20 protein-coding genes, 1 tRNA gene and 1 pseudogene are annotated in these 22,939 nt (G+C 68.3%); 8 read left to right on the forward strand and 14 right to left on the reverse strand.

Annotated elements, in window-relative coordinates; genetic code table 11:
* Positions 1 to 205 precede the first annotated feature (205 nt).
* The 4 genes and pseudogenes from ACFY93_RS21955 to nth all read right to left on the reverse strand — a co-directional run.
* On the reverse strand, positions 206 to 613 hold the full coding sequence (locus tag ACFY93_RS21955) for a hypothetical protein (protein WP_391361588.1): 408 nt from the start codon (positions 611 to 613) through the stop codon (positions 206 to 208).
* 704 nt (positions 614 to 1,317) lie between these two features.
* A complete protein-coding gene (locus ACFY93_RS21960; RefSeq protein WP_391361590.1) occupies positions 1,318 to 2,763 on the reverse strand; it encodes a phage/plasmid primase, P4 family in 1,446 nt (481 codons plus the stop codon).
* A 948-nt stretch (positions 2,764 to 3,711) separates the two neighbouring features.
* Entirely contained in the window at positions 3,712 to 5,502 is a 1,791-nt protein-coding gene (locus ACFY93_RS21965) for a recombinase family protein (protein WP_391361592.1), read from the reverse strand.
* 92 nt (positions 5,503 to 5,594) lie between these two features.
* Positions 5,595 to 6,263: pseudogene (gene nth / locus ACFY93_RS21970) on the reverse strand (endonuclease III domain-containing protein); the annotation flags it as partial.
* 252 nt (positions 6,264 to 6,515) lie between these two features.
* On the opposite strand from nth, the gene ACFY93_RS21975 reads away from it, so the two are divergent.
* Entirely contained in the window at positions 6,516 to 7,190 is a 675-nt protein-coding gene (locus ACFY93_RS21975; RefSeq protein ID WP_391361595.1) for a cyclic nucleotide-binding domain-containing protein, read from the forward strand.
* 158 nt (positions 7,191 to 7,348) lie between these two features.
* Here ACFY93_RS21975 and ACFY93_RS21980 read toward each other — a convergent pair whose 3' ends face one another.
* The 4 genes from ACFY93_RS21980 to ACFY93_RS21995 all read right to left on the reverse strand — a co-directional run bounded on the left by ACFY93_RS21980 (position 7,349) and on the right by ACFY93_RS21995 (position 9,817).
* Positions 7,349 to 8,179 carry an MBL fold metallo-hydrolase gene (locus ACFY93_RS21980; RefSeq protein WP_391361598.1) on the reverse strand — a complete coding sequence of 277 codons (831 nt, stop codon included), beginning with the start codon at positions 8,177 to 8,179 and terminating at the stop codon, positions 7,349 to 7,351.
* The gene (locus ACFY93_RS21985; protein ID WP_391361600.1) at positions 8,176 to 9,045 is read right to left on the reverse strand and encodes an NUDIX hydrolase; all 870 of its coding nucleotides are present in this window, start codon (positions 9,043 to 9,045) and stop codon (positions 8,176 to 8,178) included. Before ACFY93_RS21985 ends, ACFY93_RS21980 begins: the two co-directional genes overlap by 4 nt.
* Before the next feature lie 149 nt (positions 9,046 to 9,194).
* Positions 9,195 to 9,662: an Atu1372/SO_1960 family protein gene (locus ACFY93_RS21990; protein WP_391361603.1), complete on the reverse strand. Its 468-nt coding sequence runs from the start codon at positions 9,660 to 9,662 to the stop codon at positions 9,195 to 9,197.
* A complete protein-coding gene (locus tag ACFY93_RS21995; protein WP_391361606.1) occupies positions 9,659 to 9,817 on the reverse strand; it encodes a hypothetical protein in 159 nt (52 codons plus the stop codon). Before ACFY93_RS21995 ends, ACFY93_RS21990 begins: the two co-directional genes overlap by 4 nt.
* A 72-nt stretch (positions 9,818 to 9,889) precedes the next feature.
* On the opposite strand from ACFY93_RS21995, the gene ACFY93_RS22000 reads away from it, so the two are divergent.
* Together ACFY93_RS22000 and ACFY93_RS22005 are read left to right on the forward strand one after the other, a co-directional pair.
* Positions 9,890 to 10,867, forward strand: a complete 978-nt coding sequence (locus ACFY93_RS22000; RefSeq protein WP_391361608.1) for an ArsA-related P-loop ATPase — start codon at positions 9,890 to 9,892, stop codon at positions 10,865 to 10,867.
* On the forward strand, positions 10,864 to 12,474 hold the full coding sequence (locus ACFY93_RS22005) for an ArsA-related P-loop ATPase (RefSeq protein WP_391361610.1): 1,611 nt from the start codon (positions 10,864 to 10,866) through the stop codon (positions 12,472 to 12,474). The genes ACFY93_RS22000 and ACFY93_RS22005 overlap by 4 nt, the downstream gene beginning before the upstream one ends.
* Positions 12,475 to 12,671: 197 nt before the next feature.
* Here the strand turns inward: ACFY93_RS22005 and wblA are convergent, their stop codons facing one another.
* Positions 12,672 to 13,010: a transcriptional regulator WblA gene (gene wblA, locus ACFY93_RS22010; RefSeq protein WP_391361611.1), complete on the reverse strand. Its 339-nt coding sequence runs from the start codon at positions 13,008 to 13,010 to the stop codon at positions 12,672 to 12,674.
* 406 nt (positions 13,011 to 13,416) lie between these two features.
* On the opposite strand from wblA, the gene ACFY93_RS22015 reads away from it, so the two are divergent.
* Positions 13,417 to 15,717, forward strand: coding sequence for a transglycosylase domain-containing protein (locus ACFY93_RS22015; RefSeq protein ID WP_391361613.1), 2,301 nt, complete (start codon positions 13,417 to 13,419; stop codon positions 15,715 to 15,717).
* Between the two features lie 150 nt (positions 15,718 to 15,867).
* On the opposite strand, the gene ACFY93_RS22020 is transcribed toward ACFY93_RS22015, so the two are convergent.
* The gene (locus tag ACFY93_RS22020) at positions 15,868 to 16,335 is read right to left on the reverse strand and encodes a GatB/YqeY domain-containing protein (RefSeq protein ID WP_391361615.1); all 468 of its coding nucleotides are present in this window, start codon (positions 16,333 to 16,335) and stop codon (positions 15,868 to 15,870) included.
* Positions 16,336 to 16,501: 166 nt separating this feature from the next.
* On the opposite strand from ACFY93_RS22020, the gene ACFY93_RS22025 reads away from it, so the two are divergent.
* The 4 genes from ACFY93_RS22025 to ACFY93_RS22040 all read left to right on the forward strand — a co-directional run bounded on the left by ACFY93_RS22025 (position 16,502) and on the right by ACFY93_RS22040 (position 19,380).
* Positions 16,502 to 17,428 (forward strand): metallophosphoesterase, encoded by a 927-nt coding sequence (locus ACFY93_RS22025; protein WP_391361616.1) that lies wholly within the window; start codon positions 16,502 to 16,504, stop codon positions 17,426 to 17,428.
* Positions 17,429 to 17,599: 171 nt separating this feature from the next.
* Positions 17,600 to 18,397, forward strand: coding sequence for a Pr6Pr family membrane protein (locus tag ACFY93_RS22030; protein WP_391361619.1), 798 nt, complete (start codon positions 17,600 to 17,602; stop codon positions 18,395 to 18,397).
* Between the two features lie 33 nt (positions 18,398 to 18,430).
* A tRNA-Pro gene (locus tag ACFY93_RS22035) sits at positions 18,431 to 18,504 on the forward strand.
* Positions 18,505 to 18,762: 258 nt separating this feature from the next.
* Complete coding sequence (locus tag ACFY93_RS22040; RefSeq protein WP_391361621.1) at positions 18,763 to 19,380, forward strand: DUF1883 domain-containing protein; 618 nt, start codon at positions 18,763 to 18,765, stop codon at positions 19,378 to 19,380.
* Here the strand turns inward: ACFY93_RS22040 and ACFY93_RS22045 are convergent.
* From ACFY93_RS22045 to ACFY93_RS22060, 4 genes are read right to left on the reverse strand one after another with little or no spacing between them, the layout of a single operon-like run.
* Positions 19,371 to 20,183, reverse strand: a complete 813-nt coding sequence (locus ACFY93_RS22045) for a glycosyltransferase (protein WP_391361622.1) — start codon at positions 20,181 to 20,183, stop codon at positions 19,371 to 19,373. The two genes, ACFY93_RS22040 and ACFY93_RS22045, sit on opposite strands and share 10 nt — an antisense overlap.
* Before the next feature lies 1 nt (position 20,184).
* Positions 20,185 to 21,477, reverse strand: coding sequence for a serine--tRNA ligase (gene serS, locus ACFY93_RS22050; protein WP_252545239.1), 1,293 nt, complete (start codon positions 21,475 to 21,477; stop codon positions 20,185 to 20,187).
* Positions 21,470 to 22,180 carry a histidine phosphatase family protein gene (locus ACFY93_RS22055; RefSeq protein WP_391361624.1) on the reverse strand — a complete coding sequence of 237 codons (711 nt, stop codon included), beginning with the start codon at positions 22,178 to 22,180 and terminating at the stop codon, positions 21,470 to 21,472. The genes serS and ACFY93_RS22055 overlap by 8 nt, the downstream gene beginning before the upstream one ends.
* Positions 22,177 to 22,851, reverse strand: a complete 675-nt coding sequence (locus ACFY93_RS22060) for a phosphotransferase (RefSeq protein WP_391361626.1) — start codon at positions 22,849 to 22,851, stop codon at positions 22,177 to 22,179. Before ACFY93_RS22060 ends, ACFY93_RS22055 begins: the two co-directional genes overlap by 4 nt.
* Between the last annotated feature and the right edge of the window lie 88 nt (positions 22,852 to 22,939).

The raw sequence follows: 22,939 nt of genomic DNA on the forward strand, positions 1-22,939 counted from the left end.
AACAGGACCCTCGACAAGTCCCATCGTTGCAGGTCAGGAGCACTCTCCGCTTATTTGATCAAGCCTCGGACACCCCATCTCGTGAAAGCGCGAGGCTAGGGCTCCATGACGCCGGTTGCGCATCATGAACTCGACGTTCGGGGTTAGTAGGTCCTCGGGGGTAGTGATCTCGGTCATTGGGTTACTTCCTCGGGAGTGGTGGTTATCAGGAACCGGGACGGAGAATCCCAGTAACGATGCGGGCGGCTAGTTCCTCGCCCTCGGCGCGCTGCATGAACTCGGCATGACTCTTACGCGCTGCGGCCAATTGCTCGGTGAGGCTGGAATTCGGCTCAAGGGCTAGGTCGTCCTGCCAGCGCTCGCCCAATTCCTGACGCTTGCGCCGTTCGACGTCTGCCTTTTCCTCGGCCCGGTATGCCTCTAGCTCGCGCTGCTCCGCTTCCTTGCGTGCGGCGCGTTCCTCGTAAACGTCGGCATAGCTCACAGCGGAGGAACCGGCCCGACGCTCGCTTAGTAGCCGGTCGGCATTCTCGGTCGAACCCTGCTGCATTCGCGCGCTGTTCAGGCGGGAGTTTGAACCCGCCCCCGGCGTGGTCATGTCGTGTGCGGTCATCGGGTGATTCCTTCCGGATACGAGAAAGGGCCCCCTTACGCGCCGGGTCTCTGCATAGACCACAGCGGGCAAGGGGGCCCGAACGGCGAGGAGTACGCCGCTATATGCGCGCGTGACTTCAACTCACCGAAGAATGAGGAGGATTGCGGATGCAGCCGCAGGCGGGGAATCGGGGCTCATCACCCCTTAACGTTGAGGGGTGATCCGACGGCCGGGCCGATCGCAGGAGAAACGACCGGCCACGTGCCGAAGGGGAAGCCACCCAACTCCCGTGACGGCAGGTCTCCCCGCCGCTACTACCAAGAGAGTGAGTTGGTAAAGGGAATGGGTCGGAATTCTCGGGATAACGACTGCCGACCGGCATTCCGTTACCGAGTTGAGACAATGCCGACTGGAGGCCATTTCGGCACTACAGCGGGGATGACGCAGTGACGCTAGTGACGCACCCTCACAGACACTTTCTCTCTATGGGTTGTCTCTCTCCAAATACTTTCTTCAACCTAGCGTCACTTGCGTCACTAGCGTCATAACCCCAGGTCAGACGGGGTGACGCACGATGACACAAGGCGGTGACGATGACACATCATGCGTCACCGCCACCCCTCCCGCTGTCTCGCCTGCGGCGATTCCTAGGAATTCCGCCTACGTCATGCGTCACCGGCCATCAGGCAGCGTCACTAGCGTCATGCTGTGTCACGCCTGCGTCATTCGCTGAAGATGCCGGGACCGGTGAATGCGTCACTCGACAGTCGCACCCCGCGCAGTCCTCGGGCCTTGGCATTGCGGAACGGCTCTAGGGAACTGTCCCGCTCCCGCAGTGCCAGCGTGAGAGTGCGCGAGGAACGGAACGGCGGGATTCCCTGATCCTCGGCCCAATTCCGGTACGCCTCCCAAATGTCGGCCGTCTGCGTCTGCGCTGTCGGGTCGGCCACCAGGACGCCGGGGAAGAATCCGGCTAGCGGGTCGGAATCCTCGCGGTAGTCCGCTGTCGCCTCGGCCACAGACGGAGTCTCCCCGAGGCCGTACGCGTGCCACTCCATAGCGCCGCGAACGGCCCAAGCAAGGATGCCGGGGAACTCGGCCCGTAGCGTTTCCTCAAGCGAGTAATCCCGTTCGTGCGCCTCGAACTTGCGCTCAAACGGCAGCAGCTTGACGCGTCGCCACGTGCCGTAATCCTGCTCCCGAATCTCCGGCCGGTAGTTCGTGGCAAGGAGAATGAGCGCCTGCGGCTTGAACGAATACGGGTCGCGGTACTTGGGGTTTACGTTGATCTCCTCCCCGCCGGTCGCATTCTTGATTGCCGCGCTGTCCAGGGTCGCGCCCCGGTTGATCTCACTTGCCAGCGCGAGCCGGGCCCCGCGCAATAGCTCGGCGTCTGCCCCACCGCGCTTAGTGCCGTTGCCGGTGAACATGTCGAAAGGCACCGTTGCCGAGTGGTCCGCGAACAGCAGCCGAAGCGTGTTCAGGAATACCGACTTGCCGTTAGAACCCTCGCCGTAGAGGACCGCGAACACCTGCTCCCGCGTGTGGCCGGTAATGCCATAGCCGATCAGCCGCTGTACGTACGCCGGTAGTTCGGGGTCACCGGGGAACACTTCCGCGAGGAATCGCAGCCAGCGCGGACACGTGGCCTCGGGGTCATAGTCGATGCCGACAGCGCGGGTGATCATGTCGCCGGGCCGTCCCTCGCTGACAGCACCGGTGCGGAGATCAACAACGCCATTCCGGCACGCGAGCAAATCGGGGTTGGCGTCCCAGCGCTGGCCCTCCACCAGGACGCCGGGCAACGTCTTGAGCATTGCCACAACGGCGTCACGCCGGGCGCGGGAACCGAGGTTGCGATACTCGAAAGTGCTTAGCCGGTCACGGATCTTGTTGCGGAAATTGCGAATGAATTCCTGCGCTGCCTGCTCCACCATGAGGCCGTTGGGGTGCCACTTCCACGCGTGCCCGCCCTCGGGGAACAGTGCCCAACCGGTGGACCGGTCATAGCGCACGTTGCGCCCGAGGTGATCGAACAGCGCACGCGCTAGGTCGTCGTCGCTGTCTCCGTCGATTGTGTCGGCCGCCGCATTCTGTGACGCGAGCGCGGCGAAAGCCTGCGCAATCTCGGGCGATAGGTTCTTTAGAAAATCGGCGTCAATGCTCATCGGGTGGCCTCCATCGGGACTAGGTTGTACGACCCGCCGGGGCCGGTCTTGCAGTGGGCTACGCGGTGCCCATATGCGGGGTTGTCGGGGTCACCGGCACCGTGTCTGTGCAGCGAGCCGCAGATAGGGCACGAGAGCACGAATTCGCCGGGACTCATGTTGGGGTTAGTCGGCGGGATGAATCGAGCGGGAACGTCGATTAGGTCGGCGCTCCCGCTGGGTAGTCGTCGGGTCATTTCGGGTGGCTCCTGGGGTGAGCACCCCTTAACGTCAAGGGGTGGTTAGCGGGTGGTGCCGTAGGTCTTGCGCTGGTAGTAGGCGCGGCTACGGCATGAGCGGCTGCAATAGATGGGGCGGCGGCCGGTCCCGTGATACGGCGGGAGCGGTGCACCACAGTTGCACTTTGAGTGCATGGCGGATCTCCTTTGGATTAATCCAAAACGGGCCAAAGAAAAAGCACCCTCGGCGGGTGCCTTCACAGCAAAGAGAGTGAGCCGGTAAAGACTCTTAGGGAGGGACAGCGAGCGCGGTTAAGTCATAGGACGTCGTGACCTAGCGCCGCCCGCTGTCCCTCGTAGTACAGAGAGCGAGTTGGTAAACCGCACAAGGGTCGGAACGGGCATTGCCGACAAGGCCGTTACCAATCCGTTATATGGAGTGCCGGCGAGTCCATTATCACTCTCCGTAATGCTTTGATTACAGCTTTGCCCTATGGCTCTCTGACGGCCTATCCGGGGTCTCGACAGGGACCGGGCCAGCGAGCGGGAGAACGGCGCTCACGCGGCCGTCTGCGGCTTTCTCGGGCCCGTTGTCGGCAACCGGGGTTCACCCCCTCGGCGCTGGCCGGTCGGCATAGCCGCTGTGCGGCCGTCTGCGGACATGAAAGAACCCCGGCGGGTAGTTCTCCCACCGGGGTTCTCAGCGTGTCTCAGCGAGCCTTACGGGCCGTCAGTCCTCCGTCTCGTCCTCGGCCGTCGGCCGGTTGAATTCCAGGACGATTCGTGGGGCCACGTCGTACCCGCCGCGCACTCGGCCAGCGTGCGGGGTGTCCGTCGCGTTGACCGTGATGCGCCGGACGAACAACTCAACGAACCTGCGCCGGTCGGCCAGTTCGGCCGTCGCCCACCATGATCCCTTGCCCAACGGGTCTCCGTTGTCGGCCCCCTCCAGCCAAGCGGACAGCGGGAGTTCGATCGTTTCCGGGTCGGCCAGTTCCTCAAGCCGCGTATCGGCCGCACGGATGCGAGCCTCAATACGCGCTTTCTTTTCCTTGAACCGGTCGCGCCCCATCTTTCCGTCGTAGAGACCGGCGTCTAGGTCGTCGTAAAGGTCGCTCAGTGCGTTGTTCGCGTCGGCCCGCTCGGTCACCACCTCGGTTCGCTCGGCGGCCGTCTCGGGGTTCTCGATGCCACGGGAGAATACCCGCGTTGCCTCGGCCACGATCTCCAATTCGTCGTCCGTCGCTGCTCCGCTTTCCACGCTGGCAATCACAGCGAAGATGCGCCGGGCCACGTGGTCGTCAAGGTGGCTTTGCATCACCCGGTTGAGTCCCGAGTGTTCGCCATTACTGGCCACGGTCGTTCCCCGAGTGCAGCGGTAAATGGGCTTGGCCCCGCTGTTCTGTGCCGACTGCGGGCGGCCACACTCACACGTGAGGACAGCCTTACGGGGAGCGCTGCGGAGACCGGAAAGGAGAGACGTACCGCGCGCCACCCCTTCACCCTGCCCACGGCCCAACAGCCAATCGCGGATGACGAACCATTGCGCCGGGGGAATGATCGGGTCACAGACTGTTTCGGGGCGGCCGTCCTCATCCCGAATGATCCGGTATCCCTCAAGCGTGTTGGTCTTGGTGCCGTCCTCCCGCAGCTTGTAAATCGGGTCGGCCCGCATACCGGCAATCGCGGGGTTAAGGAGAATCCATTTCAGCGTGCGAACCTGCCAGGTGGAGTTCTTCCGTTCCTTCCCCTTGCGCTGTCCTCGGGTCGGAATGCGCCGGGCGTTCATGTCGTCGCACAGCGCGGAAAGGGTGCCGGGGTTCCGCTGGCCAGGCTTGCGCGTGATCGGGTCGTTCATGTGCTTGAGGATCAGCGCGCCGACTCGGCGGAGGTTCGCGGCCTCGGCCTTGTTGTGGACGAGACGCATAAGCGGCATCTTGCCTTCGATGTACGACTCAGCGTCAAGGCCGTACGGCGTCTGTCCGCCAAGCCAGGAACCCCGCGCCCGCTGTGCCGCCTTTACGTCGCGGACTTTCTTGGACTTGGTCTCTGATTCCTTGTTCACAGCGTCGGCGCGCATCATGAGTTGCATGAGCTGCCACGTGTCGCCGTTCGGGGGGAACACCCCGTCCTCAAGGCTGACAATCGTGATGCCGTAGTTCTGGAGTTCCAGAACCAATTGGATGGCTTGCCGAACTTCCTGCCGGGAAAAGCGGGAGAGGTCGTAAACGATGAGCATGTTGAATGCGCCAGCGCGGGCGGCCTTCAACATGTCTTCGAATCCGGGGCGTTCGGCGTCCGGGTCCCAACCGGAAATGCCAATGTCCTCGTAGTGCCGGACGAACCGCGCGTTGAGTTCAGCGGCCCGTGCTTCATTGGCTGCGCGCTGAGTGAGCGGAGATGCCTCGGTCTTGTTGGCTTTCGCCGAGGACTGCCGTACGTAGCTGACGGCCACGGCCTCAAGCGCCGGACGCTCGGGCAGGAAGCTAGCCGGGATACCGGCCGGTGTGGTGGTGCCCACGCCTCTACTCCTAGGGGTCTCGTAGTGGACCCCTCGGGGCCGCTACCTAGGAGCGAGCGAGTCTGTGAAGACCGTGGTACCTAAGCGGCAACCCCGAACGCGTTGCCGAGGACGACGAAGGCGGTCTTGCGGCCCACGCCCGGCAGCTTGACGAGGTCCTCGAGACGGCCGGGGACCTCGCCCCCGAAGTCGTCCCTGAGGGCCTTGGACAGCCCTATGACGGCCTTGGTCTTGGCCCGGAAGAACCCGGTCGGCCGCAGGATCTCCTCGACCTCCTCCGGGTTGGCGGCGGCGAGGTCCTCGGGAGTCGGGTACCTGGCGAAGAGGGCCGGTGTCGTCTGGTTCACCCTCAGGTCGGTCGTCTGGGCCGACAGCACGGTGGCGAGCACCAGCTGGAACGCGTTCTCGAAGTCCAGCTCGGGGTGTGCGTACGGGTACACCTCGGCGAGCTCGCGGTTGATCCGCCGGGCGCGGCGGACGAGCGCGGTACGGGACTCGGCCTTGGCCGCTCCCGCCACCGTGGCCACTCCCGCCGCCTTGGCCGCCTTCGCCGCCTTGGCGGGCGCCTTGGCCGCGGTCCCCTTCTTCGCACTGCCGGCCGCTGCGGCCGCCTTGGTGGCCTTCGCCGCGGCCTCCTTCACCGGCTTCTTCACCGGCGCCTTGGCCGACGGCTCCCCTGCAGCCGACTTTGCCCCTTTTGTCGCTTTCCTGCTTCCACTGGGATCCTGTTCGCCCACAGCGGAATCACGACGTACAACCACCCGTACAGCCCCCTTGGCCTGTGCTCTCACCGGCTATTTGGACACCCGGCCAGCCTAAAGCCCGCCACCGACATCCGCCGTGGACCCGGAGGATCAGCCCCCAATTGGCCCCCTGCCACACTGCTCGGGACAACCGTGCGGCAGACTTGTGACTGATCACACTGTTTGGACCGCCCGGCAAAATGGGGAACACGGTCCCCTGGATGTACGGGGGAACAAGATCCCCTGAGCAGGTCGAATAGGAGAGAACTCGTGGACGACGTTCTGCGGCGCGCCCCGCTCTTCGCGGCGCTCGATGACGAGCAGGCCGCGGACCTCCGCGCCTCCATGAGTGAGGTGACCCTCGCGCGCGGCGACGCGCTGTTCCACGAGGGCGACCCGGGTGACCGCCTCTACGTGGTCACCGAGGGCAAGGTCAAGCTGCACCGCACATCGCCCGACGGCCGGGAGAACATGCTCGCCGTCCTGGGCCCCGGTGAGCTCATCGGCGAACTGTCGCTGTTCGACCCCGGCCCGCGGACGGCCACGGCCACCGCGCTGACCGAGGTGAAGCTGCTCGGCCTCGGCCACGGCGACCTCCAGCCCTGGCTGAACGTGCGCCCCGAGGTGGCCGCCGCGCTGCTGCGCGCCGTCGCCCGGCGCCTGCGCAAGACCAACGACCAGATGTCCGACCTGGTGTTCTCGGACGTCCCCGGCCGTGTCGCCCGTGCGCTGCTGGACCTCTCCCGCCGCTTCGGCGTGCAGTCGGAGGAGGGCATCCACGTGGTGCACGACCTCACCCAGGAGGAGCTGGCCCAGCTGGTCGGCGCCTCCCGCGAGACGGTCAACAAGGCGCTCGCCGACTTCGCCGGCCGCGGCTGGCTCCGCCTGGAGGCCCGCGCCGTCATCCTGCTGGACGTGGAGCGCCTCGCGAAGCGCTCGCGCTGACCCTGCCGCCTGCCGCCTGCCGGCCCACCGGAACATCGCCGCGTACGAACGCCTGTACGTGAGCCGCTGAGGCCCCGTCTCTCCCGAGGCGGGGCCTCAGCGCGTCCCGGGGCCTCCAGGTCTCCGGCGCCGGCCCGGCATGATCCGAACGAGAGGGCCTAGATGAGTCCGTGCTCGCCGAGGTAGTCCAGCTGCGCCCGCACCGACAGCTCGGCCGCCGGCCACAGGGAGCGGTCCACGTCGGCGTACACGTGGGCGACGACCTCCTGCGGCGACCGGTGTCCGTCCTCGACCGCCGTCTCGACCTGGGCGAGCCGGCTGGCCCGGTGGGCGAGGTAGAACTCGACGACCCCCTGGGCGTCCTCCAGGACGGGGCCGTGCCCCGGCAGCACCGTGTGCACGCCGTCGTCGACCGTCAGGGAGCGCAGCCGGCGCAGGGAGTCGAGATAGTCGCCCAGGCGCCCGTCCGGATGCGCCACCATCGTCGTGCCGCGTCCCAGGACCGTGTCCCCGGTCAGGACCGCCCCGTCGGCCGGGAGGTGGAAGCACAGCGAGTCGGAGGTGTGGCCGGGTGTCGGGACGACGCGCAGTTCGAGGCCGCCGACGGTGATGACGTCCCCGTGCGCCAGTCCCTCGTCGCCCAGCCGCAGCGCCGGGTCGAGCGCCCGTACGCCGGTCCCGGTCAGCTCGGCGAAGCGTGCGGCGCCCTCCGCGTGATCGGCGTGCCCGTGCGTCAGCAGGGTCAGCGCGACCCGCTTCCCCGCCCTCTCGGCCGTCTCCACGACCCTGCTCAGATGCCCGTCGTCGAGGGGGCCGGGGTCGACCACGACCGCGAGGCCGGAGTCCGGCTCGGCGAGGATCCAGGTGTTCGTGCCGTCCAGGGTCATCGCGGACGCGTTCGGCGCCAGTACGTTGACGGCCCGTGCGGTGGCGGGGCCGCTCAGCACGCTGCCCCGCGGCCGGCCCGGGAGCACGCTCGCGTTCGTCATGAGGAGTCTCCACCGCTCGGGATGTGCTTGGTGAACTCGTCGTGGCCGGGCCAGGAGAGGACCAGCTCGCCGTCCTCCAGCCGTGCCTCGGCGATCACCGGGGTCAGGTCGCGGGCGGGCGCGGCGGCGAGGGCGTCGGCGGCCGCGGCGTACGGGACGAGCTGCCGGAGGGTCGCGATGGTGGGCGGCATCATCAGCAGCTCGCCCTTGTCGTACCCCTCCGCCGCGTCGGTGGGGCTGATCCAGACGGTGCGGTCGGCCTCCGTGGAGGCGTTGCGGGTGCGCTGGCCCTCCGGGAGGGCGGCCACGAAGAACCAGGTGTCGTAGCGGCGGGGCTCGAACTCCGGGGTGATCCAGCGCGTCCAGGCCCCGAGCAGGTCGGAGCGCAGGACGAGACCGCGGCGGTCGAGGAACTCCGCGAAGGACAGGTCACGGGCGACCAGCGCCGCGCGGTCCGCCTCCCAGTCCTCGCCCGTCGTGTCGCCGACCACGGTGCCGGGGGTGGGCCCGGCGAGGAGGACACCGGCCTCCTCGTACGTCTCGCGCACGGCGGCGCAGACGATGGCCTGGGCGGACGTCTCGTCGACGCCCAGCCGGCCGGCCCACCACGCGCGCGTGGGGCCCGCCCAGCGGACGTGACGGTCGTCGTCACGCGGGTCGACGCCGCCGCCCGGATACGCGTACGCGCCCCCGGCGAAGGCCATGGAGGCGCGTCTGCGCAGCATGTGGACGACGGGCGCGCCGTCGGTGTCCTTGAGCAGCATGACGGTGGCCGCCCGCCTGGGGGCGACCGGCGAGAGCGTGCCGTCCGCGAGCGCGCGGATCCGCTCGGGCCACTCCGGTGGGTACCACTGCCCATTAGCCATGGGCGGAGGCTATCCCGTAGTGCGCTGATGTTCGAGAGGCGACAATGGGCTGCTCCGGGCGGGTGCCCGGAGCAGAACGACCGACGAGGACGACCGACAAGGACGACCGACGAGGGCGGTCCAAGAGGACCATCGGCGGACCCGGCGGGTCAGCCGTCCGTCAGCTCCACCTGGATCTCGACCTCGACCGGCGCGTCCAGCGGCAGGACCGCCACACCGACGGCGCTGCGGGCGTGCACGCCCTTGTCGCCGAAGACCTCGCCCAGCAGTTCGCTGGCACCGTTCAGGACGCCGGGCTGGCCGGTGAAGTCCGTGGCCGAGGCCACGAAGCCGACGACCTTCACGACACGCGCGACGCGGTCCAGGTCGCCCACGACCGACTTCACGGCGGCGAGCGCGTTCAGCGCGCACGTACGGGCCAGGTCCTTGGCCTCCTCGGCCGTGACCTCGGCGCCCACCTTGCCGGTGAGCGGCAGCCCGCCCTCCACCATGGGGAGCTGGCCGGCGGTGTACACGTACGCGCCGGACCGCACGGCGGGCTGGTAGGCGGCGAGCGGCGGGACCACCTCGGGCAGCTTCAGGCCCAGTTCCCGCAGCCGGGACTCGACCGCGCTCATGACTGCCTCTCCCGCTTCAGGTAGGCCACGAGCTGCTCGGGGTTGGGCCCGGGCACCACCTGGACGAGCTCCCAGCCGTCCTCGCCCCAGGTGTCCAGAATCTGCTTCGTGGCGTGGACGAGCAGAGGAACGGTTGCGTATTCCCACTTGGTCATGTGGCCGACTGTAGCCGCTGTTATCCACAGCCTCCCGCGTAGCCCGGGCGCGGACTGGTTAGGCTCGAATACGTGAGCAGGCTCCAGGTCGTCAGCGGCAAGGGCGGTACCGGCAAGACCACGGTGGCCGCCGCCCTCGCGCTCGCCCTGGCCACGGAGGGCAATCGCGCCCTCCTGGTCGAGGTCGAGGGCAGACAGGGCATCGCGCAGCTCTTCGAGACAGAGGCGCTGCCCTACGAGGAGCGGAAGATCGCCGTCGCTCCGGGGGGCGGGGAGGTGTATGCCCTGGCCATCGATCCCGAACTGGCTCTCCTCGACTATCTCCAGATGTTCTACAAACTGGGGGGAGCCGGACGCGCGCTGAAGAAGCTCGGCGCGATCGACTTCGCCACCACCGTCGCGCCCGGTCTCAGGGACGTGCTCCTGACCGGAAAGGCGTGTGAGGCGGTGCGCAGAAAGGACAAGAGCGGACGTTTCGCCTACGACCACGTGGTGATGGACGCCCCGCCCACCGGCCGCATCACGCGCTTCCTCAACGTGAACGACGAGGTGGCCGGGCTGGCGAAGATCGGCCCGATACACAATCAGGCGCAGGCGGTCATGCGGGTCCTCAAGTCCGCCGAGACGGCCGTGCACCTGGTCACCCTCCTGGAGGAGATGCCGGTCCAGGAGACCGCCGACGGCATCGCGGAGCTGCGCGCGGCCCGGCTGCCCGTCGGCCGGGTCATCGTGAACATGGTGCGGCCCGCCCTCCTCGACGACGCCGGCCTGGAGCTCACGGCCGCCGCCCCGCGTGCCGCCATCGCCAAGTCGCTGTCCACGGCGGGACTCGGCGGCGCCCGCCGCGGCGGGAACGCCGAGCGGCTGGTCGGCCCCCTTCTGGAACAGGCCGCGGAGTACGGGGAGCGCCACACCCTGGAGCGTGAGCAGCGGGCCCAGCTCACCGAGCTCGGCCTGCCGCTGCACGAACTCCCGCTGCTCGCCGAGGGCATGGACCTGGCGGGACTGTACGAACTGGCCAAGGAACTGCGTCAGCAAGGGATCTCATGAGTTCGGACCCGGCCCGCACCCCGAGGAACTCCGCCCGCGCACCCGGATCCGAGTCCTCCACCGGAGGTCACGCGTCCCCGCCCTCCGGCGGCGATCACGGCACCGGCCGCGCCCGGGGGTCCGGCGACACCCGGGGGTCCGTCCGGGCCCGGGAGTCGGCGCGTGCCCTCCGTGCCGCACGGCTCCTGGACGTCGACCCGCTGCTCGACGACCCCGGTACCCGCATCGTGGTGTGCTGCGGTTCGGGCGGTGTCGGCAAGACGACCACGGCTGCGGCCCTCGGGCTGCGCGCCGCCGAGCGCGGCCGCAAGGTCGTCGTCCTCACCATCGACCCGGCCCGCAGGCTCGCCCAGTCGATGGGCATCGACTCCCTCGACAACACTCCGCGCCGGGTGAAGGGCGTGGAGGGCGACGGCGAACTGCACGCCATGATGCTCGACATGAAGCGCACCTTCGACGAGATCGTCGAGGCGCACGCGGATCCCGACCGGGCGGCCGCGATCCTGGGCAACCCCTTCTACCAGTCACTCTCGGCGGGCTTCGCGGGCACGCAGGAGTACATGGCGATGGAGAAGCTCGGGCAGCTGCGCGCGCGGGACGACTGGGACCTCATCGTCGTCGACACTCCCCCCTCACGCTCGGCGCTGGACTTCCTGGACGCCCCCAAGCGGCTCGGCTCCTTCCTCGACGGCAAGCTGATCCGGGTCCTGATGGCTCCCGCCAAGGTCGGAGGCCGGGCGGGCATGAAGTTCCTGAACGTCGGGATGTCGATGATGACGGGCGCCCTGGGCAAGCTGCTCGGCGGCCAGCTGCTCAAGGACGTGCAGACGTTCGTGGCCGCCATGGACACCATGTTCGGCGGCTTCCGCACCCGTGCCGACGCCACGTACAAGCTGCTCCAGGCGCCCGGCACGGCGTTCCTGGTGGTGGCGGCCCCGGAGCGGGACGCGCTGCGGGAGGCCGCGTACTTCGTGGAGCGGCTGGCCGCCGAGGACATGCCGCTCGCCGGTCTGGTCCTCAACCGCGTCCACGGCAGCGGCGCGGCCCAGCTGTCCGCGGAGCGGGCGCTCGCCGCGGCGGAGAGCCTCGACCTCGCGGCGGCGGAGCGTCTCGACCTCGCCGCGGCCGAGGACGCGGCCGTCTCCGCCACTGAGGAAGCGGCCGTCGCCGCTGGTGACGGCGGGGACGCGGCGGCTGGGGAAAATCTTGCAGCCACCCGCATTGTGGATCATATGGACGGGAAAGCTGGACTTCGTAACTCCCCCGAAACGCAAGGAAGTTCAGACCCTCTCCCATCGACACGGCGCACCTCTCCCACCGACTCGCCGGCAGGCTCCCCCACCGGCGTCCCGGGCAGGGACGGGACCGTCGACCAGCTGACCGCGCGCCTGCTGAGGCTGCACGCCGAGCGGATGAGGCTGCTCTCGCGCGAGCAGCGCACGCGTGACCGTTTCACCGCACGCCATCCCGACGTGGCGGTGGCCGAGGTGGCCGCGCTGCCCGGCGACGTGCACGATCTCGCGGGGCTGCGGAACATCGGCGACCGGCTCGCGGACAACCGGACGGAGCTGCCCGAGACCGACGTCAGGACCGAGGCCGAGGCCTAGGCACACCGGAGGCGAGGCCTAGGCACACCGAAGGCGAAGACTCAGGCACGTACCCGACACCTGGCAGCCACCCCGCTGCCGGGCGTCGATGGTTCCCGCACGGCCCTGGCCGGCCCTCCTGGGTCCGGCGGGGCTCACGGGCCTCGCGTGGATCACGGGCCTCGCGGGCCTCGTGTGGATCACGGCTCTCGTGGGGCTCAGCCCACCGCCGCGTAGTTCTCGAACACCTCTTCCTCGTCCAGAGGGAGCAGTCCCGCGCCGCGCTCGTACTCCGTGCGCGCGGTCTCCAGGAGGCGACGCCACGACGTGACGGTGGGCCTCCTGCGCAGCAGGGCGCGGCGCTCGCGCTCCGTCATTCCGCCCCACACGCCGAACTCGACACGGTTGTCGAGCGCGTCGGCGAGGCACTCCGTGCGCACCGGGCAGCCGGTGCACACCGCCTTGGCCCTGTTCTGCGCTGCTCCTTGAACGAACAGTTCATCCGGATCGGTAGTGCGGCAGGCCGCCTGCGCACTCCAGTCGGTTACCCAGCCCATACCGGCGCCGTCCTCTCCCGAATCGAGGCTCCCCCACGGCGGCAGCGGCATATTCACCGCCGCCAGTTGAGGACGTTACGGAAGGTGGGCACAGCGCAACACCCCCTTCGGGCCCAATCTTGAATGGCCCGAACGGACTATGCGTCAGCGGCAGGTCACCCGGGGGAGTGATCGAACGACATGCGTGAGGATTCCGGCGAACCGGGACGGTTCGGTGCAGTCACAACGGGCGCCAGGTGACGCATGAGGCGATTCGGACACGCGTCCAACAGAAAGTCGGGGAACTTCCGGAACGATTCGGGGGCACCGGACGTATTGATACGTGACCGCGCTGCTGTGACAGTTGAGAGCAGCTTAGGCCAAGGCATATACGTGTGTCCGGCGAATGAGAACGTAGGCTGCCCTCATGCCAAAGAAGCCCTCCGGCGGTGGCCTGTCGCCCATGCAGCAGGCTGCCAAGTTCCTCGGTGTCAGCGTGCTCGCGGGAGCCGTCATGGCGGGAATCGCGCTGCCAGCGGCGGGCGCGCTCGGCCTGGCGGCCAAGGGATCGGTCGAGGGGTTCGACGAGATCCCGGCCAATCTCAAGCGCCCCCCGCTGAGCCAGCGCACCACGATCCTGGACAGCGAGGGCGGGCAGATCGCCACGGTCTATTCCCGTGACCGCACGGTGGTCGACCTCAAGGACATGTCGCCGTACATGCAGAAGGCGATCGTCGCGATCGAGGACTCCCGCTTCTACGAGCACGGGGCGGTGGACCTCAAGGGCATCCTGCGCGCTGTGAACCAGAACGCGCAGAGCGGCGGAGTCTCCCAGGGCGCGTCGACGCTCACCCAGCAGTACGTGAAGAACGTGTTCGTCGAGGAGGCCGGCGACGACCCGACGAAGGTCGCCGAGGCCACCCAGCAGACCATCGGCCGCAAGATCCGCGAGCTGAAGTACGCGATCCAGGTCGAGGAGGAGCTGGGCAAGAAGCGCATCCTGGAGAACTACCTGAACATCACGTTCTTCGGTGAGCAGGCGTACGGCGTCGAGGCCGCCTCCCAGCGTTACTTCTCCAAGCACGCCAAGGACCTCAACCTCCAGGAGTCGGCCCTGCTCGCCGGCATCGTCCAGTCGCCGAGCCGGTACGACCCGGTCAACGACGAGGCCGAGGCCACCAAGCGGCGCAACACCGTGCTGCAGCGCATGGCCGAGGTGCACGACATCTCCCGGGCGGAGGCCGCCAAGGCCAAGAAGAAGCCGCTGGGCCTGAAGATCAGCAAGCCGAAGAACGGCTGCATCACGGCGGTCAAGGGCGCCGGCTTCTTCTGTGACTACGTGCGCGAGGTGTTCCTGAACGACAAGGTCTTCGGGAAGACCAAGAAGGACCGCGCCAAGGTCTGGAACCAGGGTGGTCTGACGATCCGCACCACGCTGGACCCGCAGGCGCAGGACTCGGTACAGGCGTCGGTCAAGAGCCACGTCAACAAGTCCGACGAAGTGGCGACGGCCGCCAGCATCGTCGAGCCCGGCACCGGCAAGATCCTCGCGATGGGCCAGTCGCGGCCGTACGGATTCGGCAAGCACGAGACCCAGATCAACCTCTCCGTGGACAAGGACATGGGCGGCGGCGCCGGGTACCAGCCCGGTTCGACGTTCAAGCCGATCGTCGCGGCGGCGGCCATAGAGGGCGGCAAGCCGGCGACGCAGACGTACTCCTCGCCGTACGAGATGCCGTACCCGAGCCCGATCTCGGCCTGTGACGGCAAGAACTGGGTGAACACCGAGAACGCCAAGCTCTCCAACGAGAACGAGTCGGAGCGCGGCCCGTACGGCATGAAGGAGGCGACCGCGAAGTCGGTCAACACCTACTACGTGCAGCTGATCAGCGACATCGGCATCTGCCCGGTCACCAAGATGGCCAAGAAGATGGGCGTCGAGCGCGCCGACGGCGACAAGATCACCCAGGCTCCGTCGATCGCTCTCGGCACCCAGGAGATGTCGCCGCTGACGATGGCCAACGGGTACGCGACCTTCGCCTCGCGCGGCATGTACTGCACGCCCATCGCCATCGAGTCGATCAGCCAGAAGGTGGGCAACTCGAAGAAGTCCCTGGCGGTGCCCAAGTCGACGTGTTCGCGGGCGATGTCGGAGACGACCGCCGACACGGTCAGCACCCTCCTCAAGGGCGTGGTCGAGGACGGTACGGGCCAGCAGGCGGGCCTCGGCAGTCGCCCGAGCGCCGGCAAGACCGGTACGACGGACTTCCGCTACGCGGCCTGGTTCGTCGGCTACACGCCGAACATGGCAGGCGCGGTCTGGGTCGGCGACCCCGCGCACAAGCGCCGGATGACCAACATCACCATCGGCGGGGTCTACCACGCCAAGGTGTTCGGCGGTGAGGTCCCGGGACCGATCTGGCGCGACATGATGAGCGGCGCCCTGGACGGCAAGCCCGCGCCGGGCTTCAACCTGGTCGACATCCCTGACGCCGGCGACAAGGACAAGGACCGGGGCAGGGGCCACAACGATGGGGACAACGGCGACCACGGCAACGGGCACGGGAACGGCGGCGTCCAGACCAACGGCGGGGTCAACGGCGGGACCATCACCGGTGCCACCATCGGCGGCACCTCCCCGAACCCCACGCCCACCTTCTCCATCCCGGACGGCTTCATCCAGGGACAGGGCGACGGCGGCAGGGGTAACGGCGGCCAGAGAGGCTAGCCGGTACGACGGTGGGGGCGCCCCTTTTCACTGGGGCGCCCCCACCGTCGTACGCGGGTGGCGTGACCGCTGCCTCGCGGCCTGCCGTGCCGCTCAGCCGGTCCAGCGCGGGCCGTGCCGCTCAGGCGGTCCAGCGGCCTGCCGTGCCGCTCAGCCGCCCGCGAGGAGCTGCTTGACGATCGCGGCGACGCGGCCGCCCTCGGCCTGACCGGCCACCTTCGGGTTCACGATCTTCATGACCTGGCCCATGGCGCGGGGGCCCTCGGCGCCGGCCGCCTTCGCCTCCTCGACGGCCTGGGACACGATCCGCTTCAGCTCGTCGTCGGACAGCTGCCTGGGCAGGTACGCGGCCAGCACCTCGCCCTCCGCCTTCTCCCGCTCGGCCGACTCGGCACGGCCACCCTGCGCGAAGGCGTCCGCGGCCTCGCGCCGCTTCTTCGCCTCCCGGGTGATCACCTTCTGCACCTCGTCATCGGAGAGCTCGCGCTTCGTCGTGCCCGCGACCTCCTCCTTGGTGATCGCGGTGAGGGTCAGCCGGAGCGTCGAGGAGCGGAGCTCGTCGCGCTCCTTGATGGCGGCGTTGAGGTCTTCCTGCAGCTTCGACTTGAGCGTGGTCATGCGGCGATTGTCGCAGGTGTGGCCCGGCCGCCGCGCCCTCATTTAACGGCGGTGCCACAGCGGTGCGCATGCCCGCGCCTCCGCCGGACGCCTTCCTCTCCGCGCCTCCACCGGGGTTGTCCACAGGGGGACATGCGCCGGACCGCGGGTCTGACACGATGGACACATGCGCGCTCGATACGGAGTACCCCTGGGAATCGCGGCGGCCGGCGCCGCCGGTGTGTTGTACGCGGCGGGATTCGAAGCCCGTTCGTTCCGTCTGCGGCGGGTGACGGTCCCCGTGCTGCCGACCGGAATGCGGCCGCTGCGCGTCCTCCAGGTCTCCGACATCCACATGGTGAGCGGACAGCGCAAGAAGCAGCGCTGGCTCCGCTCGCTGGCCGGTCTGCGCCCCGACTTCGTCATCAACACCGGGGACAACCTCTCCGACCCGGAGGGCGTCCCCGAGGTACTGGACGCGCTCGGCCCGCTGATGGAGTTCCCGGGGGCGTACGTCTTCGGTTCGAACGACTACTACGGCCCGACACTGCGCAACCCCGGCCGGTACCTGGTGGAGAAGGTGCAGGGCCGCCACGGGATGAACGGCAACAAGCCCGCCGTGAGTGTCGTCCACAACCCGTGGGAGGACCTGCGCGACGGATTCGACGCGGCGGGCTGGCTGAACCTGACCAACACCCGAGGGGCGCTCAAGATGGAGGGCGCCTCGGTGGAGCTGACGGGGCTGGACGACCCGCACATCAAGCGGGACCGGTACACGGAGGTGGCCGGCGGCCCGTCGGCGTCGGCCGACTTCTCGATAGGAGTGGTGCACGCCCCGTACCTGCGCAGCCTGGACGCCTTCACCTCGGACGGCTATCCGCTGATCCTGGCCGGTCACACACACGGCGGCCAGATCTGCATCCCCTTCTACGGCGCCCTCGTCACCAACTGCGACCTGGACACGGACCGGGTGAAGGGGCTGTCCCGGCACACGGCGGACGGGCGGACCTCGTACATGCACGTCTCCGCGGGCTGCGGCGCGAGCCGCTACACGCCGGTGCGGTTCGCCTGCCCACCGGAGGCGTCGCTGCTGACGCTGGTGGAGCGGGGCTAGCACGACGCCGGGCCGCTTCGGCGGACGGCAGGCAGGCGGCAGGCGGACGGCACGCGCGATGGGACGACGGGCCGCTTCGGCGGACGAGCGCGGTGGCGGGACATCCGGGCGGCATAACCCACCCGGATGCCTCACATCGCCCCATATGTCCGTTGGTCCTAGCGTGAGGGCATGATCGCCCCCCTCCCCCGGGACATACCGGATCTCCCCCCGATCCCGGGCGTACCCGTGCTGTACCCGTCCTTCGTTCCCGCGTCCGCCGTCGTGGCCCCCGTCCGCCGTCCGGCGGCAGCGGCGTTCCGCGCCCTGGTGGCCGTGGCGGCGCTGACGGGCGTGACCCTCGACCTGGTCGTGGGCAGCCCGGCGCGCGTGCTGAGCCACTTCGCCGTCCAGAGCGCGGTGCTGGTGGCGGTGGTCTTCGCCGCCTCGGCCCGCCGGGCCTGGACGCGCCGCCGCCCGCTGCCGCCCCTCCTGACGGGCGGCGTCCTGCTCTACGCCATGATCACGGCCCTGGTGCATCACCTGGTCCTCGCGGACCGGCCGGGCGGCTTCTCGATCACGGGAGCCACCGGCACGCTCACGGCCCGGGAAGCGGCAGCCGGTCTGCTCCTCCACACGGTGATCCCGGTCGCCGTGGTGATCGACTGGCTCCTCCTGACCCGCTCGGACGCCCTCCGCGTACGCCACGCGGCGATCTGGCCCCTCTACCCCTTGACCTACCTGGCCTTCTCCCTGCTCCGCGGCACACTCATCCCCGCTGGCTCCCCCGGCCGCTACCTCTACCCCTTCGTCGACGCCGCCCGCCACGGCTACCTGGGCGTCCTCGGCTACGCGGCCCTCCTGACCCTCGCCTTCCAGGCCCTGGCCCTCCTCGTCGTGGCCACCGACCACGTACGCCCGGACCCGGCCCGCCGCCACCCGGCCCACGGCCCGGAAACCGGATTTCGTGTCCAGCCACCCGTGGGCTAAAGTAAACGTCGTCGCCACGAAAGCGGCGACAATCGGGGTGTAGCGCAGCTTGGCAGCGCGCTTCGTTCGGGACGAAGAGGTCGTGGGTTCAAATCCCGCCACCCCGACAGCTAAAACACCAGGTCAGGGCCGGTGCTGAGAGATCAGCACCAGCCCTGATTTGCGTTGCGGGCCCATTTTGGGAGCCATTTGGGAGCCGACCTCAGTGAGCGGCTCCCGGACGGCTCCCCGAGTCCTAGCGCCAGGGGAGAGACGAGCGTCCAGCCGACGTGGGCTTCCACCCCGCTTCAGACATCGTCGCCTCCGATTGTCAGTGGCAGTCCTTACTCTGAGACGTGCTCGGCCGCACATCTCCAGGAGCACCCGTGGACTACTTCTACAAAGACCTCGGCAACCTCAAGAGAGGTTCCACGGTCATCGTCACCCTGCGCAACCAAGCCAACGTCCAGGTGATGACGCGCAGCGAGTACAGCAAATACAAGTCGGGGAAGAGATACCGGTACCTGGGCGGTCGCGTCACTCGCTCGCCTCACCAGATCACCATCCCCAGTAACGGACAGTGGGTCGTGGCCATCGACCTTGGCGGCTATTCCGGTCGCATCTCTGCGTCTGTCCAAGTCCAGCCACCTCCGCGGGGCTTCCTGCCCCCGGCCCGCGACCCACAGGGCAGTCCGGCCCGCTCCGTCGCGGTCCATGAACCGGAGGAGCCTACTGGCGACATACTTGGTGGCCAGACCTGGGACGTCTTCATCTCCCACGCGTCCGAGGACAAAGGAGCTGTTGCCCGCCCCCTTCGAGACGCGCTTACCAAGCTGGGTGTGACTGTCTGGCTCGACGAAGCCCAGATGCGGATCGGCCACAGCCTCCGCCGCAAGATCGATGAAGGGATCAGGGCGAGCCGCTTCGGCATCGTAGTGCTCTCGGCCCCCTTCTTCGCCAAGGGTTTGGACCAACCACGAACTCGACGGACTCGTCACCCGTAATGTGGCCGGGGAGCAATCACTCCTGCCAATCTGGCACAACCTGAGTGCAGAAGACGTCCGGCGCTACAGCCCCTCCCTCGCAGACAAAGTGGCGATGAGCACCAGCGACTACTCCATCGAGGAGATCGCGCAGCAGATCGCTGACGTGGTTCAGGAGGAAAGCGCCGCTTAGCTCCAGAGCACCAGCACGCCGCTTCGGTGTGCACCGGTTCCAGCGAGTCGTGTCGGCGGCCAAGGATCTGGGCTGCTCGGACAGCGAGGTGCGGTGCCTTCTCCTCGTCGATTCGGCCAAGCCACACAAGGTCGCTGCCAGCAACGGCCGACGGCTCCTCCTCATCCAGGCCGAGGTGAACGGCGAGTTCGGTGATCGGCTGGTGCTCCGCGTACCGCTCGATCATCTCGGGCGAATAGCAGTAGAGCCGTGACCGCCTGCCATCGAAGGCCGCGTCGGCGTGCTGGAAGACGGGCGAGTGCTGGAAGGTGGCGACGTCACAGTCCAGCTCGTTCCACTTGCGCGTCCAGGCCGGCAGGGACGGGTATTCGTGCCCCACGACCAGGAGGTCGTATCCAGTGTCGCGAAGCTCGCGCTCGGCGAGCGATCCGGCGGTGATGTCCTCCAGTCGGACCGGCCGACGAACCCAGTCGTTCTCCAGGTCCGTGAGCCAGCCCGGCCCAAGAAGGTGTACGTCGGCGCCTGCGGCTCGGGCGCCTACGGCGACCGCCCACAGCCATCGTTCGATCCCGCCGTAGCCGGCGGGTGGGAAGGCGTAGCTACCAGGGAAGTCGCAGACGCCGACGAGCACGTTATGCCTCCGGTGTTCCGTCCGCCGAGATACGGCGGAAGCCGAGGTACGGGACGAGCGATTCGGGCAGGACGATGGAGCCGTCCTGCTGCTGGCACTGCTCGAGGAGAGCGGCCAGGGTGCGGCCGACGGGGAGACCGGAGCCGTTGAGCGTGGCGACGAGCTTGGGCTTGCCGCCCTCACCGCGGGTCCGGATGTTCGCCCGGCGGGCCTGGAAGGTGCCGAAGTTGGAGACCGAGGAGATCTCTCGGTACGTGTTCTGGCTCGGGATCCAGACCTCGATGTCGTACGTCAGCTGAGCGGAGAAGCCCGTGTCACCAGCTGCCAGCTTGACGACGCGGTAGGCGAGGCCGAGTTCCTTCAGGCACGCCTCGGCGTGGCCGACCATCGTCTCCAGCGTGGTGTCCGCGTCCGCGGGGTCGACCATCTGGACGATCTCCACCTTGGCGAACTGGTGCTGACGAATCAGGCCCCTGGTGTCGCGGCCGTACGACCCGGCTTCGGACCGGAAGCACGGCGTGTGGGCGGTGAGCGCCAGCGGCAGCTCAGCCGGCGGGATGATCTCGTCGGCGTAGAGGTTGGTCAGCGGCACCTCGGCCGTCGGGATCAGGAACAGCTCGCGGTCGGCGACGCCGGTCTTGAACAGGTCCTCCTCGAACTTCGGCAGCTGCCCCGTGCCGGTCATCGTCTTGCGGGTGACCAGGTACGGGACCGCGTGCTCGACGTATCCGTGACGACGGGTGTGCAGGTCGAGGAAGAGTGTGGCCAGGGCACGCTCCAGCGCCGCTCCGGCGCCGCGCGAGACCGCGAAGCGCGGGCCGGACAGCTTCGTCGCCCGAGCGAAGTCGAGGATGCCGGTGGCCTCGCCGAGGTCGACGTGGTCCTTCGGCTCGAACGGGAAGGCCGGCGGAGTGCCGACCCGTCGGACCTCTTCCGCGAAATCCTCGGAGTCGCCGTCGGGGGCCGCGTCGTCCGGCAGGTTCGGGATGCTGAGGAGGAGGTCGCGGAGCTGTTCCTCGACCTGCACCTGCCCGGCCTCGATGTCCCGGATCTGGTCCTTGAGCTCGCGGGCGCGCTCCTTCAGTTTGGAGATGTCGCCGCCCTGCTTGGCCGTCTGCTGGACCTCACTCGCCACCCGCTTGGACTCAGCCCGCAGCTCGTCGGCCGAGCGGATGTTCTGGTTGCGCCGAGACTGGAGGGACTCCAGCTCGGACAGGTCCAGGGAGTAACCGCGACGAGCGAGCCGACGAACCGCTTCGGCACCCATTTCGATTAGGGCGCGGGCATCATGCATGAGGAAGATCCTTTTGATCCGGCTGGTGGGATACGGAATCGACGGTAGCAACCGCCGAGCCCTCACCGATCCGGAATATGTCCGCGCCACCGCGGTCGGCGCGACCTCCGGGAACGTCCCTGTCGAGATCACTCATCAGCGCCGTGATCCAGTCCGGCAGCTCGTCGTCGGGTATGGCGATCGGCTCGACGTACGGCGCCTCGGGGAAGAAGAGCGGCATGGCCTCCTTCGGAGATCGGTTCTGATGCCAGAGGAGCACGGAGGCCAAAAGGCCGTGGCCTACGAGAACGCGGGGTCCGGGTCGCTCCAGGGTGGCGAGCAATCCGGTGAGCATCCTCCGGATGCCGGCGCGCTGGGACTCGGTGCCACCCGCAGGCCGCTCGTTCGGACCCTGGCCGTCAAGCCAGACCGCGTACTCCAAGAACGGGCGGCCCTCGAACTCTCCGTAGTCGAGTTCATTCAGGCGAGGATCGATGACCAGCTTCGCCGCCGGCACTCCCATCATCAGAGAAGCCGTCTGCTGGGCACGCGGGAACTCGCTGGTCAGCCACGTCCTCACGGTGTGGAGGGGGAGGGTGGACCAGCCCAGGCTCAGCGATTGCCGACCCTCCTCAGTCAGGTGGATGGGTTGGGACGGGTCGCCGTTGACAAGGTACCGCTTGCTGTAGTTCGTCTGGCCGTGGCGGAGGACGTAGGTGGTCACGAGCCCCTCCTCGAGGTCGACGCGGAAAGGCCGGCGAGCACTTCCGCCATCTGCGGTGCTCTCGGGTCCCCGGCCTCCAGGTAGTAGAGGAGTCCGTCGAGGGCCAGCGCTCTGCACCACGGCGCGAGTACGGGAACGGGGATCCGCGAGATCCGGGCGGCAGCGGCCAGCCGCCCGTCGGTCCCGTGCCCAAGGTCGTAGTAGACGGTCCAGAAGGCCCAGTCGAATGCCGCGTCGCCCAGCATGGGCAGCGGATCGAGTAGGCGAGGGTGCCCCAGACAGTCGAACGGCACGTTCTCCCGATACAAGTCCGCGTGCAGGACGGTCGTCCTGCCTGGGTCTTCCTGCAGTCCTGCGAGCGCCGAGAGCGCGGCGTCGACGAGGGGATGCCATGCGTCGAGGTCGAGCGTCTCCATCCGTCGCCGGATCCGCGGCAGCACCTCCGTGCCGAGGTGGTCGGTGAGCAGCAGGAAGCTGTTCGGTCGCCTTCGGCGCTGGCCGAGGATGTGCAGCCCCTGAAGGGCAGCCGCCACCATCTGAACCTCGCGCTCTGGCCGCTGGGCGCCACCAGGGCGCCCTCCCACCAGCTCCAGGGCGGCCACCGCCAAGTCGTCAGCGGCCTCGACGACGTCCGCCGTCGGTCCGCCGGCCCACAGCCGCAGTGCACTCACTTCGTGGCGATACCGGGTGGGGTCGGTCCATGCCTTGAGGAGTAGCGGACGCCCGTCGAGGGCGGTCGCTGTCGCGATCACCGAGGCG

It is taken from the genome of Streptomyces sp. NPDC008313 (assembly GCF_042956125.1).
GTDB lineage: Bacteria > Actinomycetota > Actinomycetes > Streptomycetales > Streptomycetaceae > Streptomyces.